Consider the following 25,101-nt stretch of genomic DNA (forward strand, 5'->3'; position numbering starts at 1 on the left):
ATCTGCGACTCCTCATTCTTTGCAAAAGCAAGAATCAGAGTGCTGTGACTTGGGGATCGAGACTATAGGTAAACCTCCGAAGATGCGGAGGGGGATGCGTTCAAATCAGTCCGCGCGCATGCCAGTGATCCTCGCCCGCCGGATCGGCGTCTGTCCGCTGCATCAGGTGGGCGATGGCTTTGTCTTGAGACAGAAACACCTGACCGTGCAGCTCCTCGATGAGGCCGGCTTGCGCAAGCTTGTCCATCACTGGTCCTTTGACCTCGGACAGGTGCAGGCTGATCTTGGCATCGGCCAAACGATGATTGATTGCTTCAAGGCTTTCCAGGCCAGAGGCATCAACTGAATTGACCGCTGAGCAGAGCAAAACCACGTGCCGAAGCTCCGGTTTTTCAGCCATGCGCTCAAGCACATATTCTTCGAGCCAGCGCGCATTCAGAAAAGTGAGGCTCTCATCAATGCGGATGGACAAGATATGCGGGAAGGTGATGACTTCATGCCGCTCGACATTGCGGTAGTGCTCGGTTCCCGGAACGCGGCCCACCACCGCCGCGTGCGGGCGAGACGCTTTCCAGATATAAAGCATCAGACCGGTCGACACACCCGCGATAACACCGATCTCAACGCCGTACATCAAGGTTATGATGATAGTTGCGACATGGGCGGAAAAGTCGCTCTTTGAATAGCGCCACAACTGAAACGGCGTTTTGAAATCGATAAGGCTGAGCACTGCGACGATGATAGTCGCGGCCAGCGTCGCGACGGGAAGCGAGAAAAGCAGCGGGGTGAGAAACACCGAGGCAAGCGCGATCCCAACCGCAGTGTAGGCCCCGGCCGCAGGAGTGCGGGCGCCGGCATCGAAATTGACCACCGAACGCGCAAATCCACCTGTCACCGGGTAACCGCCAGATAAGGCCGCGGCGATATTGCTCGCCCCCAGACCAACCAGTTCCTGGTCCGGAGAGATGCGTTGGCGACGCTTTGCCGCGAGTGTCTGCGCAACCGAGACGCTCTCGACGAAGCCGATGATCGAAATCAGCAACGCGGGTAGCCACAGCTGGCTCCACAGGCCCAGATTGATTTGTGGGACGGCGAAGGGCGGAAGGCCGCTCGGGATTGCGCCCACAATTGCAACGCCGCGATCAGCCAGATTGCCAGCGACTACCGCCAATATGGCCACGGCCACCGCTAGGATTGGACCGGCTTTTGCGATGATTTCAGCGAGTCCAGATCGTAGTCCGAGGCGAATGAGCAACGGCCTTGCGCCCTTCCGCACCCAGAACAGGAAAGCGAGGCTCGCCAACCCGATACCGAAGGTCGGCAAATTGAACCCGTCGATATTGGCCACTAGCTTTTCGACAAGCTCGGGCATGGTGGCCCCACCCCCAGAACCGCCGAGAATATGCCGCAGCTGGCTGGTCGCGATCAGAATGCCACTCGCCGTGATAAACCCGGAAATCACCGGATGGGACAGTAGATTGGCGAGAAAACCCGCTCGCACGAACCCGAGGATGGCAAGCATGATGCCAGAGAGCATCGCGAGGGCGATAGCTGCTTCGAGATATTGGGGTGTTCCCGGAGCAGCGACGCTCCCCGCAGCCGATGCCGTCATCAGCGAAATAACAGCCACTGGGCCAACCGCGAGCGTGCGGCTCGTACCTAGCAAGGCATAGGCGACGAGCGGCACGATTGATGCATAGAGCCCCACAACCGGCGGCAATCCCGCCAGCATCGCGTATGCAAGACTCTGCGGGATGAGCATGATAGTGACAATTACCGCCGCCATCATGTCGCTGCCAAACGCGCCGCGATCGTATTCCCGGCCCCATTCAAGAACCGGCAGGTATCGGGCCAAATTCATTGAAGCTGGCATAGAAGACCGTCAGGCGATCGATTTCCGGGACGCCATAATGTCGTTCGAGATGCGGTGCAGCCACATGCCCGCTAGCATTGCGGCAATGAATACGATCGGCTGCCAGTCTCCAAACGCGACCCCAGCAATCGCCGGACCCGGGCAATAGCCGACCAGGCCCCACCCGGCACCGAAGATCGCTGCACCATAGATCAATTGCCGGTCGATAATGCGGTTTTCCGGGATAAAGAAGCGTCCATCAAGCAGCGGCTGGCGTAATTTGTTTGAAGCCAAATAGGCGATCGCCGAGGGGATAATTGCACCGCCCATGACAAACGCGAGCGCCGGGTCCCAATTGCCGAAGATATCGAGAAAAGCGAGCACGCGCGCGGGGTTGACCATGTCCGAAACGACCAGTCCAGCACCGAACAGGACGCCGGTGAGCAAAGCGATGAATGTCTGCCGCATGACCTTACCCTCCAACCACCATGTAGCGGGCGATGGCGACAACCAAGAAGCCCATCAACATGAAAGAGGCTGTCGCCGCCAATGACCGAGGCGAGAGCCGGGAAACCCCGCAAACACCATGACCGCTGGTGCAGCCATTTCCCATTCGCGTGCCATAACCGACCAGCAAGCCAGCCGCGATTAGCAGCGGCACTGAGGGCGTCACGACAATGTCCGGCGAGCGGACCCACAAGCCCACGATCAGGCCACCCAACGGCAATCCTAGAACAAACGCGAGAGCCTGTTTGCGAGGGATACCGGTATCAGCAATACCGGTTGCTCTGGCGACCATGCCACTGATCCCGGCAATGCGGTACGGAAAAAAGCAGTAGCAGCGCGGCAGCAAGACCAATCAATAAGCCGCCGGCCAATGCGACGAGCGGATCAAGCGGTTCGGGAGCTGTCATGATCTCGGCCTCCATTAAAATGCGTTGATGGGAAGTTTCAGATAACGCCTGCCGTTATCTTCCGGCTCAGGCATATGCCCGGCTCGCATGTTGATCTGGATCGACGGCAGGATAAGCTTGGGCATCCCCAGTTTCTTGTCGCGCGCGCTCCGCATCGCAACAAACTGATCTTCCTCGATCCCGTCATGGGCGTGCACGTTGTATGCACGCTGAGCACCAATTGTTGTCTCCCAAACGAACTCATCGCGGCCCGGCGCTTTATAATCGTGACACAGAAAGACGCGGGTCTTTTCTGGCAAGGCCATCAGGCGTCAGAATCGATTGGAACAACGCGCGCGCGTCACCGCCCGGGAAGTCCGCCCGGGCCGTGCCGTAATCCGGCATGAACATCGTATCACCAACAAAGACTGCATCGCCGATGACATAGGCCAGGTCCGCAGGTGTGTGGCCCGGAACGTGCAGCGCCATGATCTCAAGACCACCGAGTTGCAGCACCTCGCCATCCTCAACCAAATGATCGAATTGCGAGCCGTCGCGTGCAAACTCCGTGCCCTCATTGAAGACCTTCCCGAAAACTTGCTGCACTGTCACTATCTGGCGTCCGATCACGATTTTGCCGCCAAGCTTGTCCTGCAAATATGGCGCGGCTGAAAGGTGATCGGCATGGGCATGAGTTTCGAGGATGAAATCGACCTCGAGCCCTTTCTGCTGCACATACCCAATTACCTGATCAGCATGGCCTGTCGACGTCATTCCCGACGCCTGATCGAAATCCAGGACGGAATCGATGATCGCCGCCCGCTTGGTCGCTGGATCGTGGACTACGTAAGATGCTGTGAAAGTGGGCTCGTGAAAGAAACCCTCAACAATGGGAGCGGAACCGTCGCCGGCGAGGGTCTTTTCGACCAGCGCGATTGCCTGTTGGATGTTTGTATCAGTGTTCATAATCGTCAACGTCACAGATTGTCTCAGGGTGTTTCGCCTCTTGTCGAGGCTCGGCGCGATACGGATTAATCCTTAGGCGATTGCCTCACGGCTCCGAAGCGCAGAAGATCTCATGGAGGGTTTCGAGGATCCGTTCTGCCCGCTTGTCATCTATGCGATAGAACAGCGTTTGTGCCTCACGGCGATAAGAGACCATTCCCTGATCGCGCAGCTTGGCAAGATGTTGCGAGAGCGCAGATTGGCCGAGCCCGACGCGATCGACCAAATCGCGCACGGGCAGCTCCCCCGCCTCCACTAGGTGGCAGAGTATCAGCAGCCGCGGCCTGTTGGATAACGCGCGAAGGAAATCCGCAGCCGCGCCCGCATTCTCGCGCATTTCATTGAGGTCGGCGGACATCGTGATCATCACACAAGTATATTAGCATTTGCTAAATTAGCAAGTTCTAATTTTAGCGTGCTAGCCTTTTGCTACCCGATGTCTTTACTAGTAAGCGCCGGTCCCGCGCCGAAAACCTCCGACGCGGGATAATCGATAGAATGGAGTAAGCTCCGAATTTACCGCACCAATTCAGGTCTTGGAAGAAATCTCGATCTTGCGCGCGCCGTGCGCCACACCTTCACTGCGAGGGATGACGATTTGGATCACACCATTGTCCGAGTTCGCTTGAATCTGATCAACGACGCTGTCCTTCGGGAGCGACACTCGGCGCTCGAATGAGCCGTAGCTGCGCTCCGAAATTGTGTAATCGCGCTCTTGTTCTTCGCGCTCCGCTTTCTTCTCGCCTTTCAAGATGAGCATATCGCCTTCGACCGAAATTTCGACATCTTCCTGTGCAACACCGGGAAGCTCGACTGAAAGGTGGTATTCCTTGTCGGTTTCCTTCATTTCCAGCGCGGGCATTGGCAGCGATGCGAGATATCGAACGCCAAGATTGCTTGCCGGGAAACGCGGGGGAATTCATCGAACATCCGGTCAACTTCGCCGCGCAAACGGTTGAACGGTTCACGTAGGTAGTCCGATAGCCCGGTGTGTTCACCGGACTCTTTTGCTATCAGCGTGTCTTCTGCCATGTCTTGTCTCCGTGGATCTGAATGAGGACGCAATGTTACGGGGTTGATGAGTGCGCACCGATACGGAAACTTCCGTATGATCTCGATCCTCTCGCGAGCCAGAACTTGGCTGCCTCCGTCGCCAAGAGCACGACAAGAGCGCATGCAGCACAAACCAGGAGGAATTCAGCCTTAACCGGACCGGTGTCTAGAAACCTTTGAAGCACAGGCAATGTTAGCGCACCGATCTGCAAGGCAATTGCGACTGCCATCCCGACAAACATCCATCCGTTTTCAGGGGAGTGCCAGCGCCAGAAAGGAACGGTCAGGTTCCTGATGCTCAGCAGAAAGGCGATCTGGAACGTAACGACCATCAGCAGCACGTGATTTCGCGCATCTTCCACCGACATGCCCAGCGCCAGCCGGTCTTGCAGCACCCAAACAGCGATCACAGTCATTAAGACAGCGCCTGGAAGCATGAGGATAAAGGCATCGCGGTTGATCAGTGAGGCCAGCTTTCGCTGCGGTGCATGCTCCAATTCATCGCCATCCCCGCGCCCAAAGCCAAGCGTCACATCAAGCACGCCGTTGGTCACAAGATTGAGCCAAAGCAGTTGGACTGGCGTCAGGGGCATCGGCAGGCCGAGCGATATTGCCAGCAGGAACATGAGGATTTCCGCCGCCCCAGTCGCGAGCATGAACAGCACGATCTTGCGGATATTTGCGAAGGTCACGCGCCCTTCTTCAATCCCGGCGACAATCGTCGCGAAATTGTCATCGGCTAGCACGAGGTCGGAAGCCCCGCGCGCTACGTCGGTGCCGCCGCGCCCCATGGCGATGCCAATATCGGCCATGCGCAGCGCCGGCCCATCATTCACACCGTCTCCGGTGACCGCCACTGTGTGTCCCGCCTCTTCCAGTGCCTTGACAATAGCCAGTTTTTGCGCCGGCTCAGTGCGCGCAAAAACCTGACTGGAATTCACGCGCCGGGCAAACGCCTCGTGATCATCAGCTACGCTTTGCAGTTGCGCACCAGTGACCATGTCGGCTTCATCAACATCCATCCCGAGCTTGCGCGCAATCGCCAGTGCCGTGGCAGGATGGTCTCCGGTAATCATCGCGACGGCAACACCAGCTTCGCGGCATTTCGCCACTGCTTCCGTCACTCCATGACGAAGCGGGTCAGTAAGGCCAAGAAAGCCGAGAAGCTCAAGGTCGTGCAGATGGTCACGGATATGACCGCCGTCATGATGGCTGCGCCCTTCAGCAAGAGCCAGGACACGATACCCTTCCGCCGCAAGCTGCTCGGCCAGATCGAGTGCGTCAGCGAACTCACCTCGGCACATGGGAAGCACAGTCTCTGGCGCGCCTTTGACGACCGTGCGCATCTTCGATCCTAAATGGGCTTCGACTGCTGCGAAGCGAAGGGCCGGTTCATACGGCACGATCGAAAGTCGGTGCGCGCTGACCAGCGCTTCAACATTCCCGCCATTCTCGCGCGCAAAGTCGAGCAACGCGACATCCACTGAGTCCCCAACCGGGCTTCCGTGTACACCGAGCTGCGCCTCGTTGCACAAGCCCGCAGCCTCGGAAAGTTTTGCGAGCAGATGATCCGCTTCCCCTTGCTGCCACTCGGTACGATCAACACTCTCTCCGTTTGGAAGCGCCACTTTCTCAACCGTCAAGCGATTGACAGTCAGCGTCCCGGTCTTGTCGCTGGCGATCAGCGTGCAAGCGCCCAGCCCTTCAACGGCAGGGAGAGCGCGGACAATGACATTGCGCCGTGCCATGCGCCGGGCGGCGGTCGACAGGGCCACCGTCACCGCGATTGGCAACCCTTCCGGAATTGCTGCGACGGCCAGCGCAATTGCGAGCAAGATGATGTCGCGCAGCGACTGCCCCTCCAGCGCAAGCAAGACCCCAAGAACAAGGATCAACCCCACCGCAATCAAGGCGATCTGACGGGCAAGCACTGCCATCCGGCGCACCAAGGGAATAGCACTGGCGCTACTGGCTGCCTGAGCCAAGGTTCGATCGATATGGCCAAGCTGAGAGGCAGCACCTGTCTGTGTCACCACTGCAACGGCCCGACCTTCGACCACTGAAGTTCCGGCGTGAAGCATATTGGTACGGTCAGCGACAACGGTTTGTTCGGGCATGGGCTGGTCGGCGCGCTTTTTTACGGCCATCGATTCACCCGTGAAGGTCGACTCGTCCACCTCCAGCCCGTTAGCTTCGATCAGTCGCATATCGGCGATGATAGAGACGCCGCTTTCCAGCTCCACTACATCGCCCGGCACGATCTCCTCGGACCCCACATCTCTGGTTACACCGCTCCGCCTCACCCGGGCGGTATGCGGGACCAAAGATCGCAGCGCGCGAGCGCTCGCATCTGCTTTCAGTTCCTGAAATGCGCCGATCAGTGCATTAAGAAGCAGAACTCCGAAGATGAATGTCGCATCCCAGCGATCACCAAGAACCAGCGATAGAACGCCAGCGAACACCAAAAGATAAATCAGTGGGCTGCGAAACTGGCGCAGGAGCACCTGAAGTGGGCCCAACATCCGCGCCTCTGGCAACCGGTTGGGGCCGTATCGCAGCAGACGAGCGTCAGCTTCGGCTTCGGATAATCCTGCGGTCGTTGAGTTCAGATGGCGAAGCGTCTGCTCAGCGCTCAGTGCGTGCCAGACGCTTCCCGTGCCGGTCATCGGCAAAGGCGCCGGTCAAAACGTCTTTTCGGCGATGATCAAATCAGGCTCATCGGGGCACGGACGGATCATAAAGCCCATTTCGCGCTCTAGGTCCAAACCGTCCCTCTGCTGTGCGCTTTCCATCGACGTGATCTTCTTCACACCCATGGACTCAGCATAGCGGACGGCGTGGTCCAACAGAGCCCAGCTGATCCCGCGCTGCTTCATGTCCGCGCGGGTACAAACAGCAAATTCAGCGCTTTCGAAGGCCTCATCCGCACCAAGCATCGCACTTGCAAGAACCTCGCCGGTCTTGGGATCGAAAGCTAGGAAATCAATGGTATGATCGTTGGTGTCGTCCACCATCTGCGCGAGGCGTTCTTCATCAACTCTGCGAATGCCTGAAAGAAACCGGAAGAAGAGATCGCGCCGGTTCACGCCTTCGAAAAAGCGTGCGAGCGCCTTCTTGTCTGACGGGCGTGCGGGGGAGATGAAGATTTTCTCTCCAGCCCTCGTGGTCACTATGCCGCTCCAGCCTTTCTCGGCTTCGCGGTTGGAAAACCGCGTGACTTGCTGATCGGGTGATGACGGGTAATTCAGCTCAGACATGCTTGGCCTCCTTCGGTGAGACCAGAATTGGAAGAAATGCTGGTAAACGGCGATCCGTAAATGCCCGTAGGGTTCATGTCGAGCGCCGTCGGACCTGAACTCGGATCGCGACCATAGACGTCTTCCCAGAAACGAATCCCACCAGATAGCGAGGGTTCTGCAGTGAAATACGTCACATAAAGAGGGATGGGCTCGGACATGCGAACGGTCTGCGTTTCGTTCGTCGCAACTTCGGCTTCAACGCGCGATCGGTCCCAACCATCCTTCGCCAGCAAGGTGCCGACAAAAGACAGCGCCCGATCAACGCGGATACATCCGTGGCTGAAAAAGCGCCGATCCTTTGCAAACAATTCGCGGTTGGATGTATCGTGAAGAAAGACGCTGTAGGGATTGGGCATCACCAATTTCATCCGCCCCAACGCGTTGTTATCGCCTGGCATCTGACGGTATCGGCCACTTTGGTAGATGTATCCGCGCGCCCGCGCTGCTCGTGGATTTCGGCGGACGAAACTTGCTATGCCTTCGGCAGCAATGCTCGATGGGATCTCCCACCACGGATTGAGCACCACGCCGCTCACTAGGGTAGTGAATACAGGCGTGCGCGTGATTGGCTTGCCAACGATCACCCGCCAGCGTCCTTTCACCACGCCGCCATCCCATAAGGTCAATTTCTGAGCGGGAATGTTGACCAGCAGGTAACGGTTCCCCATTTGTGATGGGAGCCAGCGCCAGCGCGCAAGATTGGTTTTGAGGATTGCCCGGCGAGTTAGATCTGTCTCATCGGCCAAAGCATCGATCAATTGCGTATAATAGCGATGCGAGGGACGAATTGATCGCAAGTAGAGATCAAGACGATCGGCGTTCAGCGCCTGCACAAGACCTTCCAGCAATTCCTGATCACTCATGCGCCCATCGATATGCCACCAGGACGGTACGGGCCGTATTGCAGCACCGCCCGCGCCATGCCCGCATCAAAGTCAGCGCGGTGCGATCCGCGACTGAATTGAGTTGATCGGAGGCGCCCACGTCAATCGCAGTGCGAAGCCGCGTCTTGGAGTCCTCTGGCAATGCAAGGCCCTCGCCCGGCGCCTGTTCGACCCAATGCAGCAAATTCTCAGCCTGTGCGGTCGACCATTTGTTCTGGGCTTGTGCCGGAACGACTATGATCAGCGCCCCCAGCACAATACCAAAGAGCGCCCGCATCATGGGATAAGCACCGCAGCGCCGATAATCGTTCCCTCGCGCAGCCGGTCAAGCGCCAGGTTTGCGTCCTTAAGCGGGAAAGTCTCGATCTGGGTTTGCACAGGTATTGCTCCAATCGCAGTGAAGAAACTTTCGCCATCGGCGCGGGTCAGATTAGCCACTGAACGCAATTCTCGCTCCCCCCAGAGCAGATCGTAAGGGAAAGAAGGAATATCGCTCATGTGAATGCCTGCGCAGACGACTTTACCCCCTTGCGAACCGCCGCCAAAGCCTGCGGCACAAGTTCACCCGCCGGCGCAAAGATGATGGCGGCATCCAGCTCAAAAGGGGGCAGCATGTCTGTTCCGCCCGCCCACACACAGCCCATCTTGCGCGCGAATGATTGCCCCGCACTATCGCCGGGTTTGGTGAATGCGGCGATCTTGCAACCGAGACCTGCTGCAATCTGAGCCAATATATGCGCCGAGGCTCCAAAGCCGTAGAAGCCAATGCGCTGGGCATCCCCGCACATGGCGAAAGCACGGTATCCGATCAGACCAGCGCACAGCAGCGGGGCAGCGTGCGCATCATCAACCGTCGCCGGAATGGCAAAACAGAAATCAGCATCGGCAATGGCATGCGAGGCATATCCGCCGTCGATGGTGAAACCCGTAAACAGTGGAGCGTCGCACAGGTTCTCGCGCCGGTGCCGGCAGTAATGACAGCGCCCACAAGTTGACCCAAGCCAGGGAACTCCAACACGGTCGCCGATCTCAAAACGGTCCGCGCCTGCCCCCTTTGCCATGACCTTTCCGACGATTTCATGGCCCGGAACGATGGGCAGTAGACCTTCGATGTCGCCATCTATGATGTGCAGGTCGGTGCGGCAAATCCCGCATGCCAAAACCTCGATCAGTATTTGGCCTGCTGCCGGTTCGGGCACAGGCAGCTCGACCAAGTCCAGCGGCTTGCCTTTACCTGCGAATTGCATGGCCTGCATGGTGCGCGCTTCGATCTTGGATTTCAGCATGTTCACCGCGCGAACCGCCCGAGACTTTCGACGCGTTTCAGCCATTTCTTCCGGTATCCCGGCCAGCTGTCCACTCGGCCAATGATAGTCGTGCGCACGGGCTTGATACCGACAAAATGCAGAATATTGCGCTTCAGGCTCTTCACGCTGTGAGAGCGGAAGAACAGGCGATAGATCGGCGCCGGCATTCCCATCGTAACGATGATCCGCGCCGACTTGCCGGTAAGTAGCGGACGCCACTTCGCATCGGCCTTTATCTCGTTCGCGAACCCCGTACCGCATGACCTGCTCAAGAAATGCTTTCAAAAGCGCCGGTATATCGCCCATCCAAAGCGGATAGATGAAGACCAGATGATCCGCCCATTCGATCGCTTTTTGCGCTTCGATGATGTCTTCTTCAGGCTCTTGCTCGTTCCACACGCGCGGTTCGCGAACTAACGCAAAGTCGAGATCGGCGATATTGATCCGCTTGACTTCGTGCAGCTCCTCCGCGCCTTTTTCGTAGGCGCTCGCCAGAGCGTGAACATAGTGGTCTTTATCGCCACTGGGGTGACCATCGATAATTGTGATGCGTGCCATAAGGGCCTAATGCCCCAAGTAATGACTCGCCAAATATGCGTAAATACCCTAGGTTTTAGGGATTGAGCGGACGTTCTTTCGCCCTTTTGGCGGAGAATATGATGGCCGGAAACTCGATCGAGACGATGAAGTTCAGAGATTTCATTATGCAGCGCAGCGATCTTGAGCTGCATGCGCTTATCGACACGGTTCCGGATGCGATGGTGATTTCAGATGGGTCTGGCAAGATCGTCTGCTTCAGCAGCGGTGCTGAGTCCATGTTCGGATACGCTGAAGCAGATGTTCTCGGCGAAAACGTCAGCCTTTTGATGCCGACACCCGATCGCGAGGCGCACGATCATTACATGGATCATTACAAAGATACGGGCGAAGCCAAGATCATAGGCATCGGGCGAGTAACAACAGCGCGCCACCGCGACGGCAGCACATTCCCGATTAAACTGGCGATCGGCGACCTCAACTTTAGCGACCACAGCGGGTTTGTGGCCTACATGCGCGACCTCACCGAAAACCATGAAACCGAGCGCGAATTGCACACACTGCAAAGCGAACTCGCGCATGTCTCGCGTATTTCTGCAATGGGTTCGCTTGCCACTTCGCTGGCGCATGAGCTCAATCAGCCGCTGACAGCGGTCACCAATTATGCGCATTCGGCTCGCGACCTGATTAGCGATCCAAGTGCGGAAAACCTCTCCGTGATCCGCGAGGCGCTGGATGAATGCGCATCCGAAGCATTGCGGGCGGGCCAGATCGTTCACCGACTGCGCGACTTCATCAAAAGCGGTGAAACCGAACGGCAGATGTCCAGCCTCCGGCGGATTATTCAGGAGGCCTCGGCGCTCGCGCTGATCAATGGTGATGGTAAAGGCGTCGATTTTGAGACAGGACTCGATCCGGCTGCAGACGAGGTAATTGTTGACCCGGTTCAATTGCAGCAGGTTATGCTCAATCTGATCCGCAATGCGCTTGAAGCCATGGTCGAATCTACAGACAAGCGACTGCGAGTGCGCACACGGAGGACAAAAGACGGCTACGCGCTCGTGTCGATCATCGACAGCGGACCGGGGCTTGACCAGAAAATTGCCGAGAAGCTGTTCCATCCCTTTAACAGCACCAAGCAAGATGGCATGGGACTTGGCCTGTCGATTTGCCATTCTATTGTGCAATCGCACGACGGGAAAATCTGGGCCGAACCATCGGCGCTGGGGGGCACCGCCTTCCACTTCACCGTTCCACTCGCGGAGACCGAAAATGACGACCAGTGAGTACCCGATATATCTGGTAGATGACGACGAATCGGTGCGTCGTTCGATCGGCTTCATGCTCAAGACATCTGGACACAAAGTCGAAAGCTATGTCAGCGGTGTCGAGTTTCTCAAGGAAGTGCGCTCGCTTGAGCCGGGTTGCGTGCTGCTCGACATCCAAATGCCGGAAATGGATGGGCTGGAGGTCCAGGCGGAATTGCGAGAACGCGGCGTCCCTTCACCGGTCGTCGTGATGACAGGACATGGCGATGTTGATGTTGCTGTGCGCTCGATGAAAGCCGGTGCGGTGGACTTCATCGAAAAGCCATTTGCAAAGGAAACCATGCTCGAAGCCATTGGTGAGGCTTTCGACCGGCTAGATCGTTCGGGCGAGAAAAGCAAAAGGCGTGAAGAAGCGGAACTGCTGGTCAATGGACTGACCCCGCGCGAGCATGAGGTTTTGATCGGATTGACCAAAGGCCATCCAAACAAGACAATTGGATATGACCTTGATATCAGCCCGCGCACGGTCGAAATTCACCGTGCCAACCTGATGAAGAAGCTCGGCGTGTTCAATCTCTCAGACCTCCTCCGCATCGCGTTTTCAGCCGGTGTGGGTGACGAAGCGCGGCTAGAAGCTCCCCACCAACTGTCGACGACACGCCGACAGCCTGAACTAAGGGCATTTCCGGATCAAATCTGGTTTTGACAACAGCGATACATCCGATGTCTTGAGTCACAGAGGATGCAATCATGGCCAACGTAGACAACACAAAGTCCACCGCATTTTGGATCATTGTGCTCATGCTACTGCTGATTGTGGGGTCATTGGTCGTGTTTCGCGACGTCCTGATCGGCAGAGACACAGCGACGCAAGAACCTCAGCCGCCATCGCCTGAATGGACCACTGCGCCTGAAGGCGGGGTCGAAGTCAACTTGCCTGAAACACCGATGCGCGTGGTCGAACCCGAAGATGACACGACAGCCGAAGAAGCGTCGAGCGAAACCGAATAGATCGGATCGGATTGGGCGGTAGATTAGAGAGCCCGCTCTGTCGACAACATCCCTTTTTGCAAGCAATACCGGCCAACTCTCTTCCATTGCGGCCAGGCTCCGCGCTCGCCTCGGCCAGATCGCTATTCTCCTTCTGCAATCAGATCGAGCCAACGCGCATCACTGATCTGCAAACGGCCCCGGCAAGGCATTTCGATGAGGCCCTCATCGCGGAACCGGCGCAAAGCGCGACAGACAGTCTCCGGCGAAGTCGCCAGATAAGATGCGATATCGCCTTGGGGAATGGCGAAATCCAGCATGCCATCCACCGTTGATAAATACCGGTTCAGATAAATCAGGAATGCCGCCATGCGAGCGCGCATACCGACATGCCCGAGGATCAGGCTGCGCGCGATGAAGGCTTTTTCTTCCCTCCAGATGGCAGATGCCAGATCGCCGTTGGGTGACGCATCGCAAATTTGTCCGATCTGAGAAGCGTGCCAGCGGTGTTGGATAACACTCAGTCCGCTAACCGCTTCCGCGGAATATCTATGCTGTGGCGAAAGTGGCAGGCCGATGACGTCGCCAGGAAAAAGAAGGCAAGGATTTGCCGATCGCCATCACGTGAGTATGCAACCGCTCTTGCTATGCCGCTGTAAACCTCGATCGGCTGCGTGCAAGCGCTGCCCTTCTCAAAAAGAGTCTCGCCGTCTCGCGCGGGCATAGCGATCGGCAGGCTTAGTAGCTTGAAGTCGGTTGGTTGATACATAGTGATTTCACAGTCTCTGCTTCAATAGATGGAGAGACTAATGACAACCACGGGCAAAGCGGCATCGGTGAATATACTTAAGGCATCGCTGCGAGCCCGAGCGCGCGGGTTCGGGACATTTACGGATACGCTCGCCTGCACGTGAATGCTCATAACCTAACTCCAAGACGGGCGGCAGCTCGCTGACAGGAGGCGTGTTATCATTCATCTGACTTTTTTAGGTGCAGCCGGCACGGTCACCGGATCGAAGTTTTTGATCGAAACATCGCGCAGCAAAGTGATGGTCGATTGCGGTCTTTTCCAAGGTTACAAAGTGCTGCGTTCACGCAACTGGAACCCTCTGCCCATCGACCCGTCCAGCTTGGACGCTGTCGTCCTGACCCACGCGCATCTCGATCATTCGGGATATGTGCCCTTGCTCGGGAAGAACGGATTTGCTGGAAAGGTGATCTGCACGCAGGGTACGCAGGCGCTTTGCGGGTTGCTGCTTCCTGACAGTGGTTATCTGCTCGAAGCAGACGCGCGCTACGCCAATCGCCGCGGTTTCAGCAAGCACAAGCCTGCGCTGCCGCTTTACACCAGGGCCGACGCCCTCAAAGCGCTCAATTCCTTCGCACCGCAGCCGTTCAATCAAACTATCGAGGTGACATCGGATTGCTCAATCCGATTTCGCTATGCCGGGCATATTTTGGGCGCGGCGACAGTCGAGATGATCGCAGACGGCAAGCGCATCGTCTTCTCCGGTGATGTAGGGCGTTATGGCGATCCGTTGATGTTCGATCCGAAGCCCGTGCCAGAGGCGGACTACCTGCTGGTCGAATCCACTTATGGCAACCGGCTTCACCCTGGCGTCTCGCCGCAGCAGGAACTGGAAAGCATCATCACCCGAACGGTCGCGCGCGGTGGCAGCGTTGTCATTCCCTCGTTTGCGGTGGGGCGCGCGCAGGCCTTGCTCTATCACATCAACGCCATTCGCCAGCGCGGGGCCTTGCCCGACGTCCCCGTCTATCTCGATAGTCCGATGGCTTGCAGCGCGACTGATTTGTTTTGCAAGCACGCTGCCGATCATCGCCTCAGCGCGGCGCAATGCCGCGACGCATGGGATGACGTACTCTACACCCGCGATGTTGAGCATTCAAAGCGGCTTGACACCGAACCAGGATCAAAAATCATCATCTCAGCCAGCGGGATGGTGACCGGAGGACGCATCCTCCACCGTCTCAAACGCTATGCTCCCGATCATCGCAGCACTATCGTGATGGCTGGATACCAGGCTGGTGGCACGCGAGGCGCAGCTCTTCTCGGCGGCGCAGAAACGATCAAGATCCATGGCCAATATGTCCCGGTTCGAGCGGAAGTTGTCTCGCTCGACATGCTTTCAGCCCATGCCGACCAGCACGAATTGCTACGCTGGCTGGGCGGCTTCAAATCTGCCCCAAATGAGTGTTTCGTCGTCCATGGTGAAGCAGAATCTGCGGATCGTTTTCGACTGAAAGTCAACGAGCAGTTTGGCTGGAATGCGCGGGTTCCCGAACACGGAGAGCGGGTTAGTCTGCCATGACCTTCGTGCCGAAACTTCTCGACCTTGAAAAACCGCGCGAACTTGTGCCGCTTAAGGCCAAACGGCTGAGGCTGCACACTCAGCGCGAAGCAATCGCGATCGTCAACCAGGACTGCACAGTTGCCCGATCCGAAGGCTTGACTGAGCGCGCACGGGTGGAGTTGCGGCACGGCGACCAGCAAGTAATCGCGAGAATGTACCAAGCGGAAAACTCCGGATTAGCGATCGACGAGATCGGACTGTCTGAGGCCGCATGGCAAAAGCTTGGCCTGAGCGAAGGCGACAGCATTACCCTGCACCATCCACGCAATCTGAGCTCAATGGGCGGCCTCCGCAGCAAGGTTTACGGGCACAAGCTGACCGAACAATGCGCAACAGCAATCTTCCGTGATATTATCGATGGTCGGCTGTCAGATGTTCAAACCTCGGCCTTCATTTCAGCGCTGGCCAGCCATCCGCCCGATGTCGATGAAATCGTTGCATTGACGCAGGCAATGGTTTCAATCGGAGATCGGCTCGCTTGGCCAGACAAGGTGGTGGTCGACAAGCATTGTGTTGGCGGTCTCCCGGCCAATCGCACGACGCCGATTGTCGTTGCGATTGTCGCTGCGGCTGGCCTTACCATCCCCAAGACATCTTCACGCGCGATTACGTCCCCGGCTGGAACCGCTGATACGATGGCGACTATCACCCGCGTAGATCTCAACAGCAAGGAGATGCGAGAAGTCATAGAGCAAGAAGGCGGCTGCATGGTTTGGGGCGGCGGCGTCGAGCTGTCACCCGCCGACGATCTGCTGATCCGGGTTGAACGCGAGCTGGAGCTCGATTGCACATCGCAAATGGTGGCTTCAGTGATGTCGAAGAAGATCGCCGCTGGATCGACGCATGTGTTGATCGACATACCGGTTGGCCCGACCGCCAAGGTTCGCTCGCAAGCTGATGCTGAAGAACTCACCACCTTCATGAAAGGGGTTGGCAAGGCGTTTGGATTGCATGTGGAAACTGTGATATCTGATGGCAATCAGCCAGTCGGTGACGGAATTGGTCCAGCGCTTGAGGCGCGCGATGTTCTTGCAGTGCTCGAATGCGAGCGTTCTGCACCGCAAGAGCTGCGACAAAGAGGGTTGCACCTCGCTGCGGCCATGCTGGAAATGGGCGGTGCTTGTCCGCCGGGTCAAGGTGCCAAAATCGCCACAGCCATCCTCGATGACGGGCGCGCCATGGCAAAATTCGTCGCCATTTGCGCAGCGCAAGGCGGCTTTCGCAGACCTGAAACAGCGCCGTTCCAACATGTTATCGAATGCGAACGCCCAGGCCGGGTTTCGTTGATCGACAATCGCCGGCTCGCTCGTCTGGCGAAACTTGCCGGAGCGCCCCGATCCCATGCCGCCGGCGTCGTGTTGCACGTCAACCTCGGCGATGCAGTCGACGTCGGCCAACCATTGATAACGCTCCACGGAGCGAGCATCGGCGAGCTCGAATATGCGCTCGACTACTACCGGGTAAACACCGATCTGATTGAGGAGCGCGCAATATGAAACCATTGCTGTTTGCACTGCATGCGGTTGACGATTTTTTGGAGGGTATCGCCACCAAAGGTGTGATGGAGACCGGCGAAATCGAACACCGACGTTTCCCCGACGGCGAGAGCTATATTCGCCTGCACACCCCAGTCGAGGATCGTGCGGTCGTCTTGCTATGCACCCTCGATCGCCCGGATGAGAGGATCATGCCATTACTGTTCGCTGCTGATGCGGCGCGTCAGCAGGGTGCGCATCAAGTCGGGCTGATCGCGCCCTATCTTGCGTATATGCGTCAGGATAAGACTTTTCTTCCCGGCGAAGCCATTTCAGCTCAAACCTTTGCGCAAGTTCTCTCGGCCCACTTTGACTGGCTGGTTACGCTTGAACCCCATTTGCACAGGATCAAGCGCCTCGACGAAGTGTTCTCGATCCCTGCCCACGCGGTGCGGGCTACCGGTCCGATCGGAGAATGGATCAAATTGCACGTCGAAACGCCTTTCCTGATTGGACCAGACAGCGAAAGCGCACCGTGGATCAAGCGCATTGCCGAACGCATCGACGCGCCTTTTGCAGTTCTTGATAAGCAGCGTCTGGGCGATCAAGACGTGCTGATTTCCGGCTCGCTAGACTGCCTCGAACAGGAGATGACCCCGGTTGTGATTGACGATATCGTTTCAAGTGGAGGAACGATGGCGGAAATCATCGAACGGATTGCGCACCAGACAAAGCAACCGACGATCTATATCGCGGTACACGCGCTGGCCGATCAGTTACCCGATCGGGTCACCAACTCGAACGGCTTTGCCAGGCTAGTCACTTGCAACAGCGTGGCCTATGCCAGCCACCAAATCGATATCTCAGAACCGCTCATTATAGAGGCCCAAGACCTGATTGCGCAGGCCAGCGCTCGCCATCGCCTGTGATTGAAAAGGCTGAAGTTTGGCTGGCTTTACTCGGTGCAACTGCGGCAGGCGTTCTGATCGGAATAGAGCGCGGGTGGACATTGCGAACGAGGAAAGATGGCGAGCGCACCGCCGGCGTTAGGACATTCATCGTATTGGCGATCGCAAGCGGATTTGCGGGTCTACTGGCACGGGTCGAAATGGTATTGATCGGTTTCGCGATCATCGCATTGCTCGGGCTTCTCATCGTGATTGCCTACCATCGGGAAGCGCAGCTGAGCGGCAAAGCTGACGCCACAAACGCTATCGCGGCTTTTGCGACACTCGCTCTGGGTTTCTACTCCACCTTTGGTTCGCCCGATGTCGCCGTCGCATTCGCCGCGCTGGTCGCGATGGTGCTCGCCCTGCGAACCGAAACACATCGCTGGATCGCACAACTTGATGAGACCGACGTCAAGTCAGCGGTGCGCTTCGCTGTCATCGCGCTCGCAGTCCGACCGTTCCTGCCAGATCAGGACATGGGCCCATTCGATGCATGGAACCCGCAAGATCTCTGGCTGGTTGTAATCCTAGTCGCAGGATTCTCTTTCATTGGTTACGTTGCCGATCGAACGTTTGGGGCGAGGTATGGGACCGTGCTCACCGCGATCATTGGCGGGGCCTATTCTTCAACGGCTGTGACACAATCGCTTGCCCAGAGGTTGCGAGACGATCATCCGAGCGGCGTCGAGTGCACTGGCATCGTCCTAGCCAGCGCGGTGATGTATGTGCGTGTGGTGATCTTGGTGCTCGTGTTCGCCACTCGCCTGATCGTTCCGTTCACGATTATTGTCTTGCCAGCCCTGCTGGTGACGTGGGCTGCGGGGTTCTGGCTGTGGAGAGGTCAATCAGGCGGCAGCCGAACGCGTCTGCCGAAGAATCCCATCGCGATTCTTCCCGCGCTCGGATTCCTAATATTTGTTGCGCTTGCCGCTGTCGCGGCTCGTTGGGGCCTCGAGCGATTTGGCGAAGAAGGCATCGCATGGATGCTATTCTTGATGGGATCGATGGATGTCGACGTCGCGATCGTGACTGCAGGCGGCTTACCAGAAGATACAATTGGCATTTGGCTAGCATCGATAGCACTGGCAGGAACAATCCTCGCTAACATGTCAGTCAAACTCGGGATTGCACTGGCAAACGGTAGACGACGCTCTTATCCGGCGGCTGCATCCCTCTTGATCAGCATGATCGCACTCGCAACTAGCATTGCCTTCTGGTGGCTGAACTTGTGAACTTTCGCAGATCACACTTGATATCGGTCAAGTTGCCCCTCATCGAATCGTGCCAATAAACAATTGCTGATTGGCGAGTAACCGTAAGGATGCGATGACCCATTCAGATAGGTCCGTAGCAGCCTTAATATGAAACCTTTAAATGCAGGGAGTAATATGACGGATTGCTGCGGACCGACTGTATTCTCACCTGCAAAACGCTCGATTGATTGCCCTCTCACTCAGGTGAAGGAAATTCATCGGGTGAGATATCAGGCTCGTCAATATCAGGCGGAACCGGCTCGGTTTCGGGCGGGCAATCGGGGACCGGATCGGGCTCACGAACGGGTCGCTCTGGCGGTGCGTTTGGCTCAATCCTGTCGGGTTTGGGGGGCTGTGTAGCCATTGTCAGATCCTTATCCTTGCGCAGCGCTAATGATCGCGGCGATGTCGCCCGGCGCATGATTGACAACGTCCTTATCGATCTCTGCAACGATTGCCGATTTAAGCGATGCGGGGCAAAGCTTGCGAAAATTCCCGAGCACTGATGGCGCAGCCAGGACGATCAGGTCACCGCTGTGCTCGCTATGGTGCGCCTCCAAAATCGCAATCGCTCGACGCGCAAAATCGGTCTTCGCTTCGTTATGCAAGTCCGTTTCTGTCATCGCGCTGCGGCGCGGCGACGCGCTTGAAAAGCTGCGTCCCGGTACGGTCGCCCCCTTGTTCGCTTGATCGCGGATTGTCCGCGGCCTCCTGAATGATTGGTTGCAAGACGGGCTTTTGCGTGTCGCCTTGATTCCTCAACAAAACCATTTTGCTACCATCCATCGCGCAGACCAGCGCACCGTGTTTCAGCATCATCAAAAGGTTTCCTTTTCAAATCAGAGCTTAGGGGCGAGAATAGCGGGCAGGTCTCGCTGGCTCATTAAGGAAATTCCCTGAGGTCATCGGAAAAGGCTTTCCACAAACCAATAACCGGTCGTGACGACCAAAACGCCGCCAACAAGAACAAGCATGATCGGCGCAGGAAGATGTTTTGCCGCCAGCGCTCCGAATGGTGCGGCAAGCACGCCGCCGATCAAGAGCCCGAGAGTAGCTCCGGCAAATTGCTCGAACCCGAACTGCCCTAGGAACGCTCCAGATATCGCCATCGCTACAAAGAATTCCGCACTGTTGACTGACCCGACGACTTTGCGCGGCTCTGTGCCCTGCAACATCAGTCCAGAGCTCACCACCGGACCCCAGCCGCCTCCGCCAATCGCATCGAGCAAACCGCCGGTAAATCCAAGCGGCACAATCGCTCGGGGCGCTCGGCGTTTGAGGCGACCCTTGAGCCCCTTAAACACCAGCAGCATTCCAAGCAGGCAGAGGTAGACAAAGACAAACGGTCGTACCGTATCACCATCAAACTGAGCCAGTCCGTAAGCGCCAACAACGCCTCCGAGTATTCCAGGCAGAAGTATCATCACGAAGAGGCGCTTATGAATATTTCCCAGGATCAAGTGGCTGATCCCTGACACACCGCTGGTCAGTATCTTGATGACATGGACCTTATAGGACGCCTGCGCGGGCGGCATGCCCATGAATCCGACCAGCAAAGTGGTCGAAATGGCCCCAAATGCCATCCCCAACGCGCCATCAATCAGCTGCGCGAGGAAGCCGATGGCGACAAATGGCAGCACTTCCGCCCATGCGAATTCAACCCATTCCATCTCTACACTCCGCAGAGATGAATAAGTCACAAGCGTCGGCCACTCACATGAGGAATTCTACGTGGTTGCGGTCATGTCAAAAAATGGGGACAGCATCAGCGATGAGTCCGACAGCGCGCAGTTTGCCTTCAGTCTACTTACAGTCACTGACGACCAATCCTCTGGGCGAAGATGGAAACGTCCCGATGCGCCATTAAGTTTCGGGAGCGAGACCCTCACTTTCGGCTCGGCTTAGGCGGCTTATCGAGCATCGTATCTTCAGCCAATGGACAGACCCAGTAATGGCCAAAGCCCCAAGAATTTCAGATCATTGGGGCTTTGGCGGTGCGAGCGGCGAAGTTTGCCGCTCTTGACAGCAGCAGCGCTATGAATCTTTCATCCAATTTCTTCATTCCCACCGAGGTGCTGTCAGTCTAACGCGAACCCGCTCCGACTGGCGCGGGACACCCTTCCCTCACCTTCGATCAGGCCATGAGGTCTTGCCACTGAGCCAGCGCGGCGGAGCGATTTGTTTTGCAAGTCTGTCGGTCGACGAGGTGGCGTTCGGAGTTGAAGTGGTTGTGGACGTTGGCATGAACAGAGGCGAACTTTTGCAGGCATTTCATTCTTCTGAAGCGCTGCATAACGCGCTCTCTTCGTCGAAACGGTAGATGGGAGTTCTCTACCCTGTTGTCAGCCCAGCGGCCAATCTCTTGCTTGTCGCGATTGCCTAGCTCATCCATCGCAGCCTTGTAGGACGGCAAACCGTCGGTTGTGATAGTCTCTGCTGTTCCGGGGCTCTTCGGCGCATTCTCCATGAAGCGGAGCGGTGCAATTGGTCTAACAACTCTCCAGCAAATGGAGGGTGAAGCCAAACATGTCTTGCGCAGTTAGGTGTTCTGCACCGCAGGTCTGACAGTTGCTTTATACAAGTGCCATGTGGCGTGGCCCAAGACGGGCAGGACAATAAACAAGCCGAGAAAGAGCGGGATCATCGCCGCAAAGAGCGAGACTGCTATCATCACCGCCCAGCCAATCAGAACCGGCATATTCGCTCGAAAAACCCGGATGCTCGTGATGATGGCAGTCAGAAATCCGACCTTCTGGTCCACTAACATGGGCAGGCTGATGACCGTGATTACATAGAATGCGAGGGCGATCACAGCACCGATTGCACTGCCGACTGCGAGCATGGTCATTCCGGTTCGCGTAACCAGAAACTCGAGCGATTCCGAGCCTGCTCCCGCTTCGACAAGGAAGATCGAAAAGACCGCATGGGCGATGATGATCCAGAAGCCGAACGCTACGAACAGCAGCACACCCATACTCAGGATCTGCTCATCGCCGCGTCCTTTTAATGCCCCAAGAACATTGCTCCAGCTCATAGGCAATCCCGCTTCGCGCCTGCGGCTGACTTCATAAAGGCCTACAGCCGTGAAGGGCGCAAGCAAGGGGAACCCTGCTGCCGCGGGGATCAACCAGAAGATGTCGCCGCGCTCGACCAAGACATAGGCGAGCGCCCAGCCAGTGATCACAAAGATAGAAGCGAAGAAAAGGCCAAATGCCGGACGGGACCAAAAATCCTCCCATCCGGCACCCAGCGCAGCGCGCAAATCATCCGTCGACAAATCAAGCGCAATTTGAGGCGTAGTAGAAGCCGGTGGTGTGTCCGATGTGGCCATAGACTCGCTCCTCTACCACTGCGTTGATTGTGTGTCAGAACCGATATCCGACCCCGGCGCTGATGACCCAGGGATCGAGATTGTGCTCCGTCTCAATCGCGAGCGTATCGCCCGCAAACCAGCGTGCGGTCGTGCCGATAAAGTATCGTTTTGCATCGACACTCAAGGCAAACCCATCTTCGCCAAGCGGGATATCGAAGCCCGCCTGCAGGGCGAAGCCAAATTCATCGGAAAGATCGGTATCGGTGACGCCCAGCGGAATTGTTGCTGCACCCGGCTTGTCACTGACCCATAGGAAATAGGCTGGACCGGCGCCGACATACGGTTTCACGCCGCCGACATCGAAGTGATACTTCAGTGTGACCGTCGCGGGTATCAGCTGCGCATCCGAAACGAGCTCCGTTCCCGCTGGAAATCCTGAAACCGCGTCGACATCGTGCTGGGTGATCCCGGCAATTGTTTCCACCGAGAACTGGTCCGTCACAAAGTATTCAAGCGCCACGGTTGGCACGACGTTGTCGTTGGCTTTGGTGTCGGTGCCAGCGGGCAGTCCCACAATATCGACATTGATCTGATCGATCTCTCCATCAGGCAATACAGCGGTGCCAAGCAGCTTTACCTGCACGTCGCCCCCGCGATCCTGAGCCATGGCTGGGGCGGCTATCAACGCGATCGCTGTGCATGCCGAGCCGAGAATATACCTCATTTTGTATCCCTTTTGGGCAGCAGTGGTCGCCCGCTGCGACCCAGGATTGTTGCTGCTCATGCAGGAGCCTCTGCCAGCGGCCTGCCAACTGCTCATTGATGCAAATCAAACCGCGCGATCCGAACAGCCAATTCGGAGCACAATTGTCAGAAATCGCCAACACTTTCGGCAATTTGATTTGGATCAATGACCTTCGCGCTTGGCCCGCCCTATCCCGCCCACAAGGAAGGAACGGAACTCATGGAAACAGTCTTTTTCAGGCTGGGCGGCTGGGCGCTCGTCTTGCTCTTGGCGCTCGCAGCAATGATAGGCGCGAAAGACGCAGGCTTCGCTGCTCACATGCTCATTATCGCCTTGGCAGTTGGCGTCGTGATCATTGTCACTTTGCGAAATTATGATCCGCTGACCACGGCACAGAGCATCTTCAAAATGCCTCCCGGTCCATCGACATACGATGATGACATCGTTCGTTGGGGTGTCATTGCGACGATGTTCTGGGGTCTCGCAGGCCTATTGGCCGGGCTGTTCATCGCGCTGCAAATGGCGTTTCCGGTGCTAAATCTTGAGCCTTACCTCACGTTCGGTACCGTGTCCGGCCCTTGCACACTTCAGCCGTCATTTTCGCGTTTGGAGGCAATGCGCTCCTCGCAACCAGCTTCTACGTTGTGCAGCGCACTTGCCGCACGACGCTCGCGCTGCCGACGTTGGCGCGCTTCGTGTTCTGGGGCTACCAACTGTTTATCGTACTGGCGGCGACGGGCTACCTTCTGGGGATCACGCAATCCAAGGAATATGCCGAGCCAGAATGGTATGTCGATCTGTGGCTCACCGTCGTTTGGGTAGCGTATCTGGCGGTCTTCGTAGCGACGCTGCTCAAGCGCAAGGAGCCGCATATTTACGTCGCCAACTGGTTCTACCTCGCCTTTATCGTGACCGTGGCGATGCTGCACGTGGTCAACAACCTCGCAATGCCGGTGAGTCTGCTGGGATCGCGCAGCTATTCCGCCTTTGCCGGGGTTCAGGATGCCCTGACGCAATGGTGGTACGGCCACAATGCAGTCGGCTTCTTCCTCACCGCAGGTTTCCTGGCGATGATGTATTATTTCGTGCCGAAGCAGGCGAACCGTCCGGTCTATTCGTACCGGCTGTCGATCATCCACTTCTGGTCGCTGATCTTCCTCTACATCTGGGCAGGACCGCACCACCTTCATTACACCGCGCTGCCCGACTGGGCGCAGACGCTGGGCATGGTGTTTTCGATCATGCTGTGGATGCCGAGCTGGGGCGGCATGATCAACGGTCTGATGACGCTCAACGGCGCATGGGACAAAGTCCGCACAGACCCGATCATTCGCATGATGGTGCTCGCACTGGCCTTCTACGGGATGAGCACCTTCGAAGGACCGATGCTGTCGATCAAGGCAGTGAACAGCCTGTCACACTACACCGACTGGACGATCGGACACGTGCATTCCGGCGCGTTGGGGTGGAACGGTATGATCACCTTCGCGTGTGTCTACTTCCTCGTGCCGCGCCTTTGGAAGCGTGAGCGGCTTTATTCGCTTCGCATGATCAACTGGCACTTCTGGCTCGCGACGCTGGGCATCGTTTTCTACGCCGCCAGCATGTGGGTTGCCGGGATCACTCAAGGCCTGATGTGGCGCGAATACGGCTCTGACGGGTTCCTCGTGAACAGCTTTGTCGACACCGTCGCTGCGCTTCACCCAATGTACCTGATGCGTGCCTTTGGCGGCCTGCTCTATCTCTCGGGCGCGGTCATCATGACTTACAACATCTGGATGACCATCAACGGTCACCAGCGCAATGAAGCGCCGCTTGGAGACAACACCGTCAGCACTGAGGGCGACTATCCGATCGCGCAGCAACCGGCGCGCCCTCAAGCCGAGCCAGCAGAATAGGAGCCCG

At 57.1% G+C, this 25,101-nt stretch carries 25 protein-coding genes and 3 pseudogenes; 8 read left to right on the forward strand and 20 right to left on the reverse strand.

Going from position 1 to position 25,101, the window contains the following annotated elements; genetic code table 11:
• Positions 1–100 precede the first annotated feature (100 nt).
• From ACZ1GU_RS10705 to ACZ1GU_RS10765, 13 genes and pseudogenes are all read right to left on the reverse strand, one after another.
• On the reverse strand, positions 101–1,861 hold the full coding sequence (locus tag ACZ1GU_RS10705) for a SulP family inorganic anion transporter (RefSeq protein ID WP_472647979.1): 1,761 nt from the start codon (positions 1,859–1,861) through the stop codon (positions 101–103).
• A 21-nt stretch (positions 1,862–1,882) separates the two neighbouring features.
• Positions 1,883–2,320 (reverse strand): DUF6691 family protein, encoded by a 438-nt coding sequence (locus tag ACZ1GU_RS10710; protein WP_472647980.1) that lies wholly within the window; start codon positions 2,318–2,320, stop codon positions 1,883–1,885.
• Positions 2,321–2,324: 4 nt separating this feature from the next.
• Positions 2,325–2,651: a YeeE/YedE family protein gene (locus ACZ1GU_RS10715; RefSeq protein ID WP_472647981.1), complete on the reverse strand. Its 327-nt coding sequence runs from the start codon at positions 2,649–2,651 to the stop codon at positions 2,325–2,327.
• A gap of 129 nt (positions 2,652–2,780) precedes the next feature.
• Positions 2,781–3,711 (reverse strand): annotated as a pseudogene (locus ACZ1GU_RS10720) (MBL fold metallo-hydrolase).
• Between the two features lie 85 nt (positions 3,712–3,796).
• Complete coding sequence (locus tag ACZ1GU_RS10725; protein WP_472647982.1) at positions 3,797–4,117, reverse strand: ArsR/SmtB family transcription factor; 321 nt, start codon at positions 4,115–4,117, stop codon at positions 3,797–3,799.
• A gap of 162 nt (positions 4,118–4,279) precedes the next feature.
• Positions 4,280–4,612 carry an Hsp20/alpha crystallin family protein gene (locus ACZ1GU_RS10730; protein WP_472647983.1) on the reverse strand — a complete coding sequence of 111 codons (333 nt, stop codon included), beginning with the start codon at positions 4,610–4,612 and terminating at the stop codon, positions 4,280–4,282.
• Positions 4,594–4,782: a hypothetical protein gene (locus ACZ1GU_RS10735; RefSeq protein ID WP_472647984.1), complete on the reverse strand. Its 189-nt coding sequence runs from the start codon at positions 4,780–4,782 to the stop codon at positions 4,594–4,596. The genes ACZ1GU_RS10730 and ACZ1GU_RS10735 overlap by 19 nt, the downstream gene beginning before the upstream one ends.
• Before the next feature lie 35 nt (positions 4,783–4,817).
• Positions 4,818–7,469 carry a cation-translocating P-type ATPase gene (locus ACZ1GU_RS10740; RefSeq protein WP_472647985.1) on the reverse strand — a complete coding sequence of 884 codons (2,652 nt, stop codon included), beginning with the start codon at positions 7,467–7,469 and terminating at the stop codon, positions 4,818–4,820.
• Between the two features lie 15 nt (positions 7,470–7,484).
• Positions 7,485–8,060 (reverse strand): GNAT family N-acetyltransferase, encoded by a 576-nt coding sequence (locus tag ACZ1GU_RS10745; protein WP_472647986.1) that lies wholly within the window; start codon positions 8,058–8,060, stop codon positions 7,485–7,487.
• On the reverse strand, positions 8,048–8,965 hold the full coding sequence (locus ACZ1GU_RS10750; RefSeq protein ID WP_472647987.1) for a L,D-transpeptidase family protein: 918 nt from the start codon (positions 8,963–8,965) through the stop codon (positions 8,048–8,050). The genes ACZ1GU_RS10745 and ACZ1GU_RS10750 overlap by 13 nt, the downstream gene beginning before the upstream one ends.
• On the reverse strand, positions 8,958–9,266 hold the full coding sequence (locus ACZ1GU_RS10755) for a hypothetical protein (protein ID WP_472647988.1): 309 nt from the start codon (positions 9,264–9,266) through the stop codon (positions 8,958–8,960). The genes ACZ1GU_RS10750 and ACZ1GU_RS10755 overlap by 8 nt, the downstream gene beginning before the upstream one ends.
• Positions 9,263–9,484 carry a hypothetical protein gene (locus ACZ1GU_RS10760; protein ID WP_472647989.1) on the reverse strand — a complete coding sequence of 74 codons (222 nt, stop codon included), beginning with the start codon at positions 9,482–9,484 and terminating at the stop codon, positions 9,263–9,265. The genes ACZ1GU_RS10755 and ACZ1GU_RS10760 overlap by 4 nt, the downstream gene beginning before the upstream one ends.
• A complete protein-coding gene (locus ACZ1GU_RS10765; RefSeq protein ID WP_472647990.1) occupies positions 9,481–10,851 on the reverse strand; it encodes an alcohol dehydrogenase catalytic domain-containing protein in 1,371 nt (456 codons plus the stop codon). The genes ACZ1GU_RS10760 and ACZ1GU_RS10765 overlap by 4 nt, the downstream gene beginning before the upstream one ends.
• A gap of 62 nt (positions 10,852–10,913) precedes the next feature.
• On the opposite strand from ACZ1GU_RS10765, the gene ACZ1GU_RS10770 reads away from it, so the two are divergent.
• From ACZ1GU_RS10770 to ACZ1GU_RS10780, 3 genes are read left to right on the forward strand one after another with little or no spacing between them, the layout of a single operon-like run.
• Positions 10,914–12,116, forward strand: coding sequence for a PAS domain-containing sensor histidine kinase (locus tag ACZ1GU_RS10770; RefSeq protein WP_472647991.1), 1,203 nt, complete (start codon positions 10,914–10,916; stop codon positions 12,114–12,116).
• Entirely contained in the window at positions 12,103–12,804 is a 702-nt protein-coding gene (locus ACZ1GU_RS10775; protein WP_472647992.1) for a response regulator transcription factor, read from the forward strand. The genes ACZ1GU_RS10770 and ACZ1GU_RS10775 overlap by 14 nt, the downstream gene beginning before the upstream one ends.
• A gap of 44 nt (positions 12,805–12,848) precedes the next feature.
• Positions 12,849–13,109 carry a hypothetical protein gene (locus tag ACZ1GU_RS10780; protein WP_472647993.1) on the forward strand — a complete coding sequence of 87 codons (261 nt, stop codon included), beginning with the start codon at positions 12,849–12,851 and terminating at the stop codon, positions 13,107–13,109.
• 122 nt (positions 13,110–13,231) lie between these two features.
• On the opposite strand, the gene ACZ1GU_RS10785 is transcribed toward ACZ1GU_RS10780, so the two are convergent.
• Entirely contained in the window at positions 13,232–13,471 is a 240-nt protein-coding gene (locus ACZ1GU_RS10785) for a Crp/Fnr family transcriptional regulator (protein WP_472647994.1), read from the reverse strand.
• Positions 13,472–14,110: 639 nt separating this feature from the next.
• Here ACZ1GU_RS10785 and ACZ1GU_RS10790 point away from each other — a divergent pair.
• Genes ACZ1GU_RS10790 through ACZ1GU_RS10805 form a run of 4 tightly spaced genes read left to right on the forward strand, consistent with a single transcriptional unit; the run spans position 14,111 to position 19,117 of the window.
• Complete coding sequence (locus ACZ1GU_RS10790; protein WP_472647995.1) at positions 14,111–15,418, forward strand: MBL fold metallo-hydrolase RNA specificity domain-containing protein; 1,308 nt, start codon at positions 14,111–14,113, stop codon at positions 15,416–15,418.
• Positions 15,415–16,956, forward strand: a complete 1,542-nt coding sequence (locus ACZ1GU_RS10795; protein ID WP_472647996.1) for a thymidine phosphorylase family protein — start codon at positions 15,415–15,417, stop codon at positions 16,954–16,956. The genes ACZ1GU_RS10790 and ACZ1GU_RS10795 overlap by 4 nt, the downstream gene beginning before the upstream one ends.
• Positions 16,953–17,864 (forward strand): ribose-phosphate diphosphokinase, encoded by a 912-nt coding sequence (locus ACZ1GU_RS10800; RefSeq protein ID WP_472647997.1) that lies wholly within the window; start codon positions 16,953–16,955, stop codon positions 17,862–17,864. The genes ACZ1GU_RS10795 and ACZ1GU_RS10800 overlap by 4 nt, the downstream gene beginning before the upstream one ends.
• Complete coding sequence (locus ACZ1GU_RS10805) at positions 17,861–19,117, forward strand: MgtC/SapB family protein (protein ID WP_472647998.1); 1,257 nt, start codon at positions 17,861–17,863, stop codon at positions 19,115–19,117. Before ACZ1GU_RS10800 ends, ACZ1GU_RS10805 begins: the two co-directional genes overlap by 4 nt.
• 217 nt (positions 19,118–19,334) lie before the next feature.
• Here the strand turns inward: ACZ1GU_RS10805 and ACZ1GU_RS10810 are convergent, their stop codons facing one another.
• The 6 genes and pseudogenes from ACZ1GU_RS10810 to ACZ1GU_RS10835 all read right to left on the reverse strand — a co-directional run bounded on the left by ACZ1GU_RS10810 (position 19,335) and on the right by ACZ1GU_RS10835 (position 23,175).
• Positions 19,335–19,502, reverse strand: a complete 168-nt coding sequence (locus ACZ1GU_RS10810; RefSeq protein WP_472647999.1) for a hypothetical protein — start codon at positions 19,500–19,502, stop codon at positions 19,335–19,337.
• A gap of 10 nt (positions 19,503–19,512) precedes the next feature.
• Complete coding sequence (locus ACZ1GU_RS10815) at positions 19,513–19,893, reverse strand: baeRF12 domain-containing protein (RefSeq protein ID WP_472648763.1); 381 nt, start codon at positions 19,891–19,893, stop codon at positions 19,513–19,515.
• A 147-nt stretch (positions 19,894–20,040) separates the two neighbouring features.
• Positions 20,041–20,808: a sulfite exporter TauE/SafE family protein gene (locus ACZ1GU_RS10820; protein ID WP_472648000.1), complete on the reverse strand. Its 768-nt coding sequence runs from the start codon at positions 20,806–20,808 to the stop codon at positions 20,041–20,043.
• A 464-nt stretch (positions 20,809–21,272) separates the two neighbouring features.
• Positions 21,273–21,620: pseudogene (locus ACZ1GU_RS10825) on the reverse strand (DDE-type integrase/transposase/recombinase); the annotation flags it as partial.
• A 57-nt stretch (positions 21,621–21,677) separates the two neighbouring features.
• Complete coding sequence (locus ACZ1GU_RS10830; protein WP_472648001.1) at positions 21,678–22,469, reverse strand: DUF2189 domain-containing protein; 792 nt, start codon at positions 22,467–22,469, stop codon at positions 21,678–21,680.
• 34 nt (positions 22,470–22,503) lie between these two features.
• Positions 22,504–23,175: an OmpW/AlkL family protein gene (locus ACZ1GU_RS10835; protein WP_472648002.1), complete on the reverse strand. Its 672-nt coding sequence runs from the start codon at positions 23,173–23,175 to the stop codon at positions 22,504–22,506.
• 240 nt (positions 23,176–23,415) lie between these two features.
• On the opposite strand from ACZ1GU_RS10835, the pseudogene ccoN reads away from it, so the two are divergent.
• Positions 23,416–25,094 (forward strand): annotated as a pseudogene (gene ccoN / locus ACZ1GU_RS10840) (cytochrome-c oxidase, cbb3-type subunit I).
• Positions 25,095–25,101: the final 7 nt, after the last annotated feature.

It is taken from the genome of Erythrobacter sp. HA7-11 (assembly GCF_055693605.1).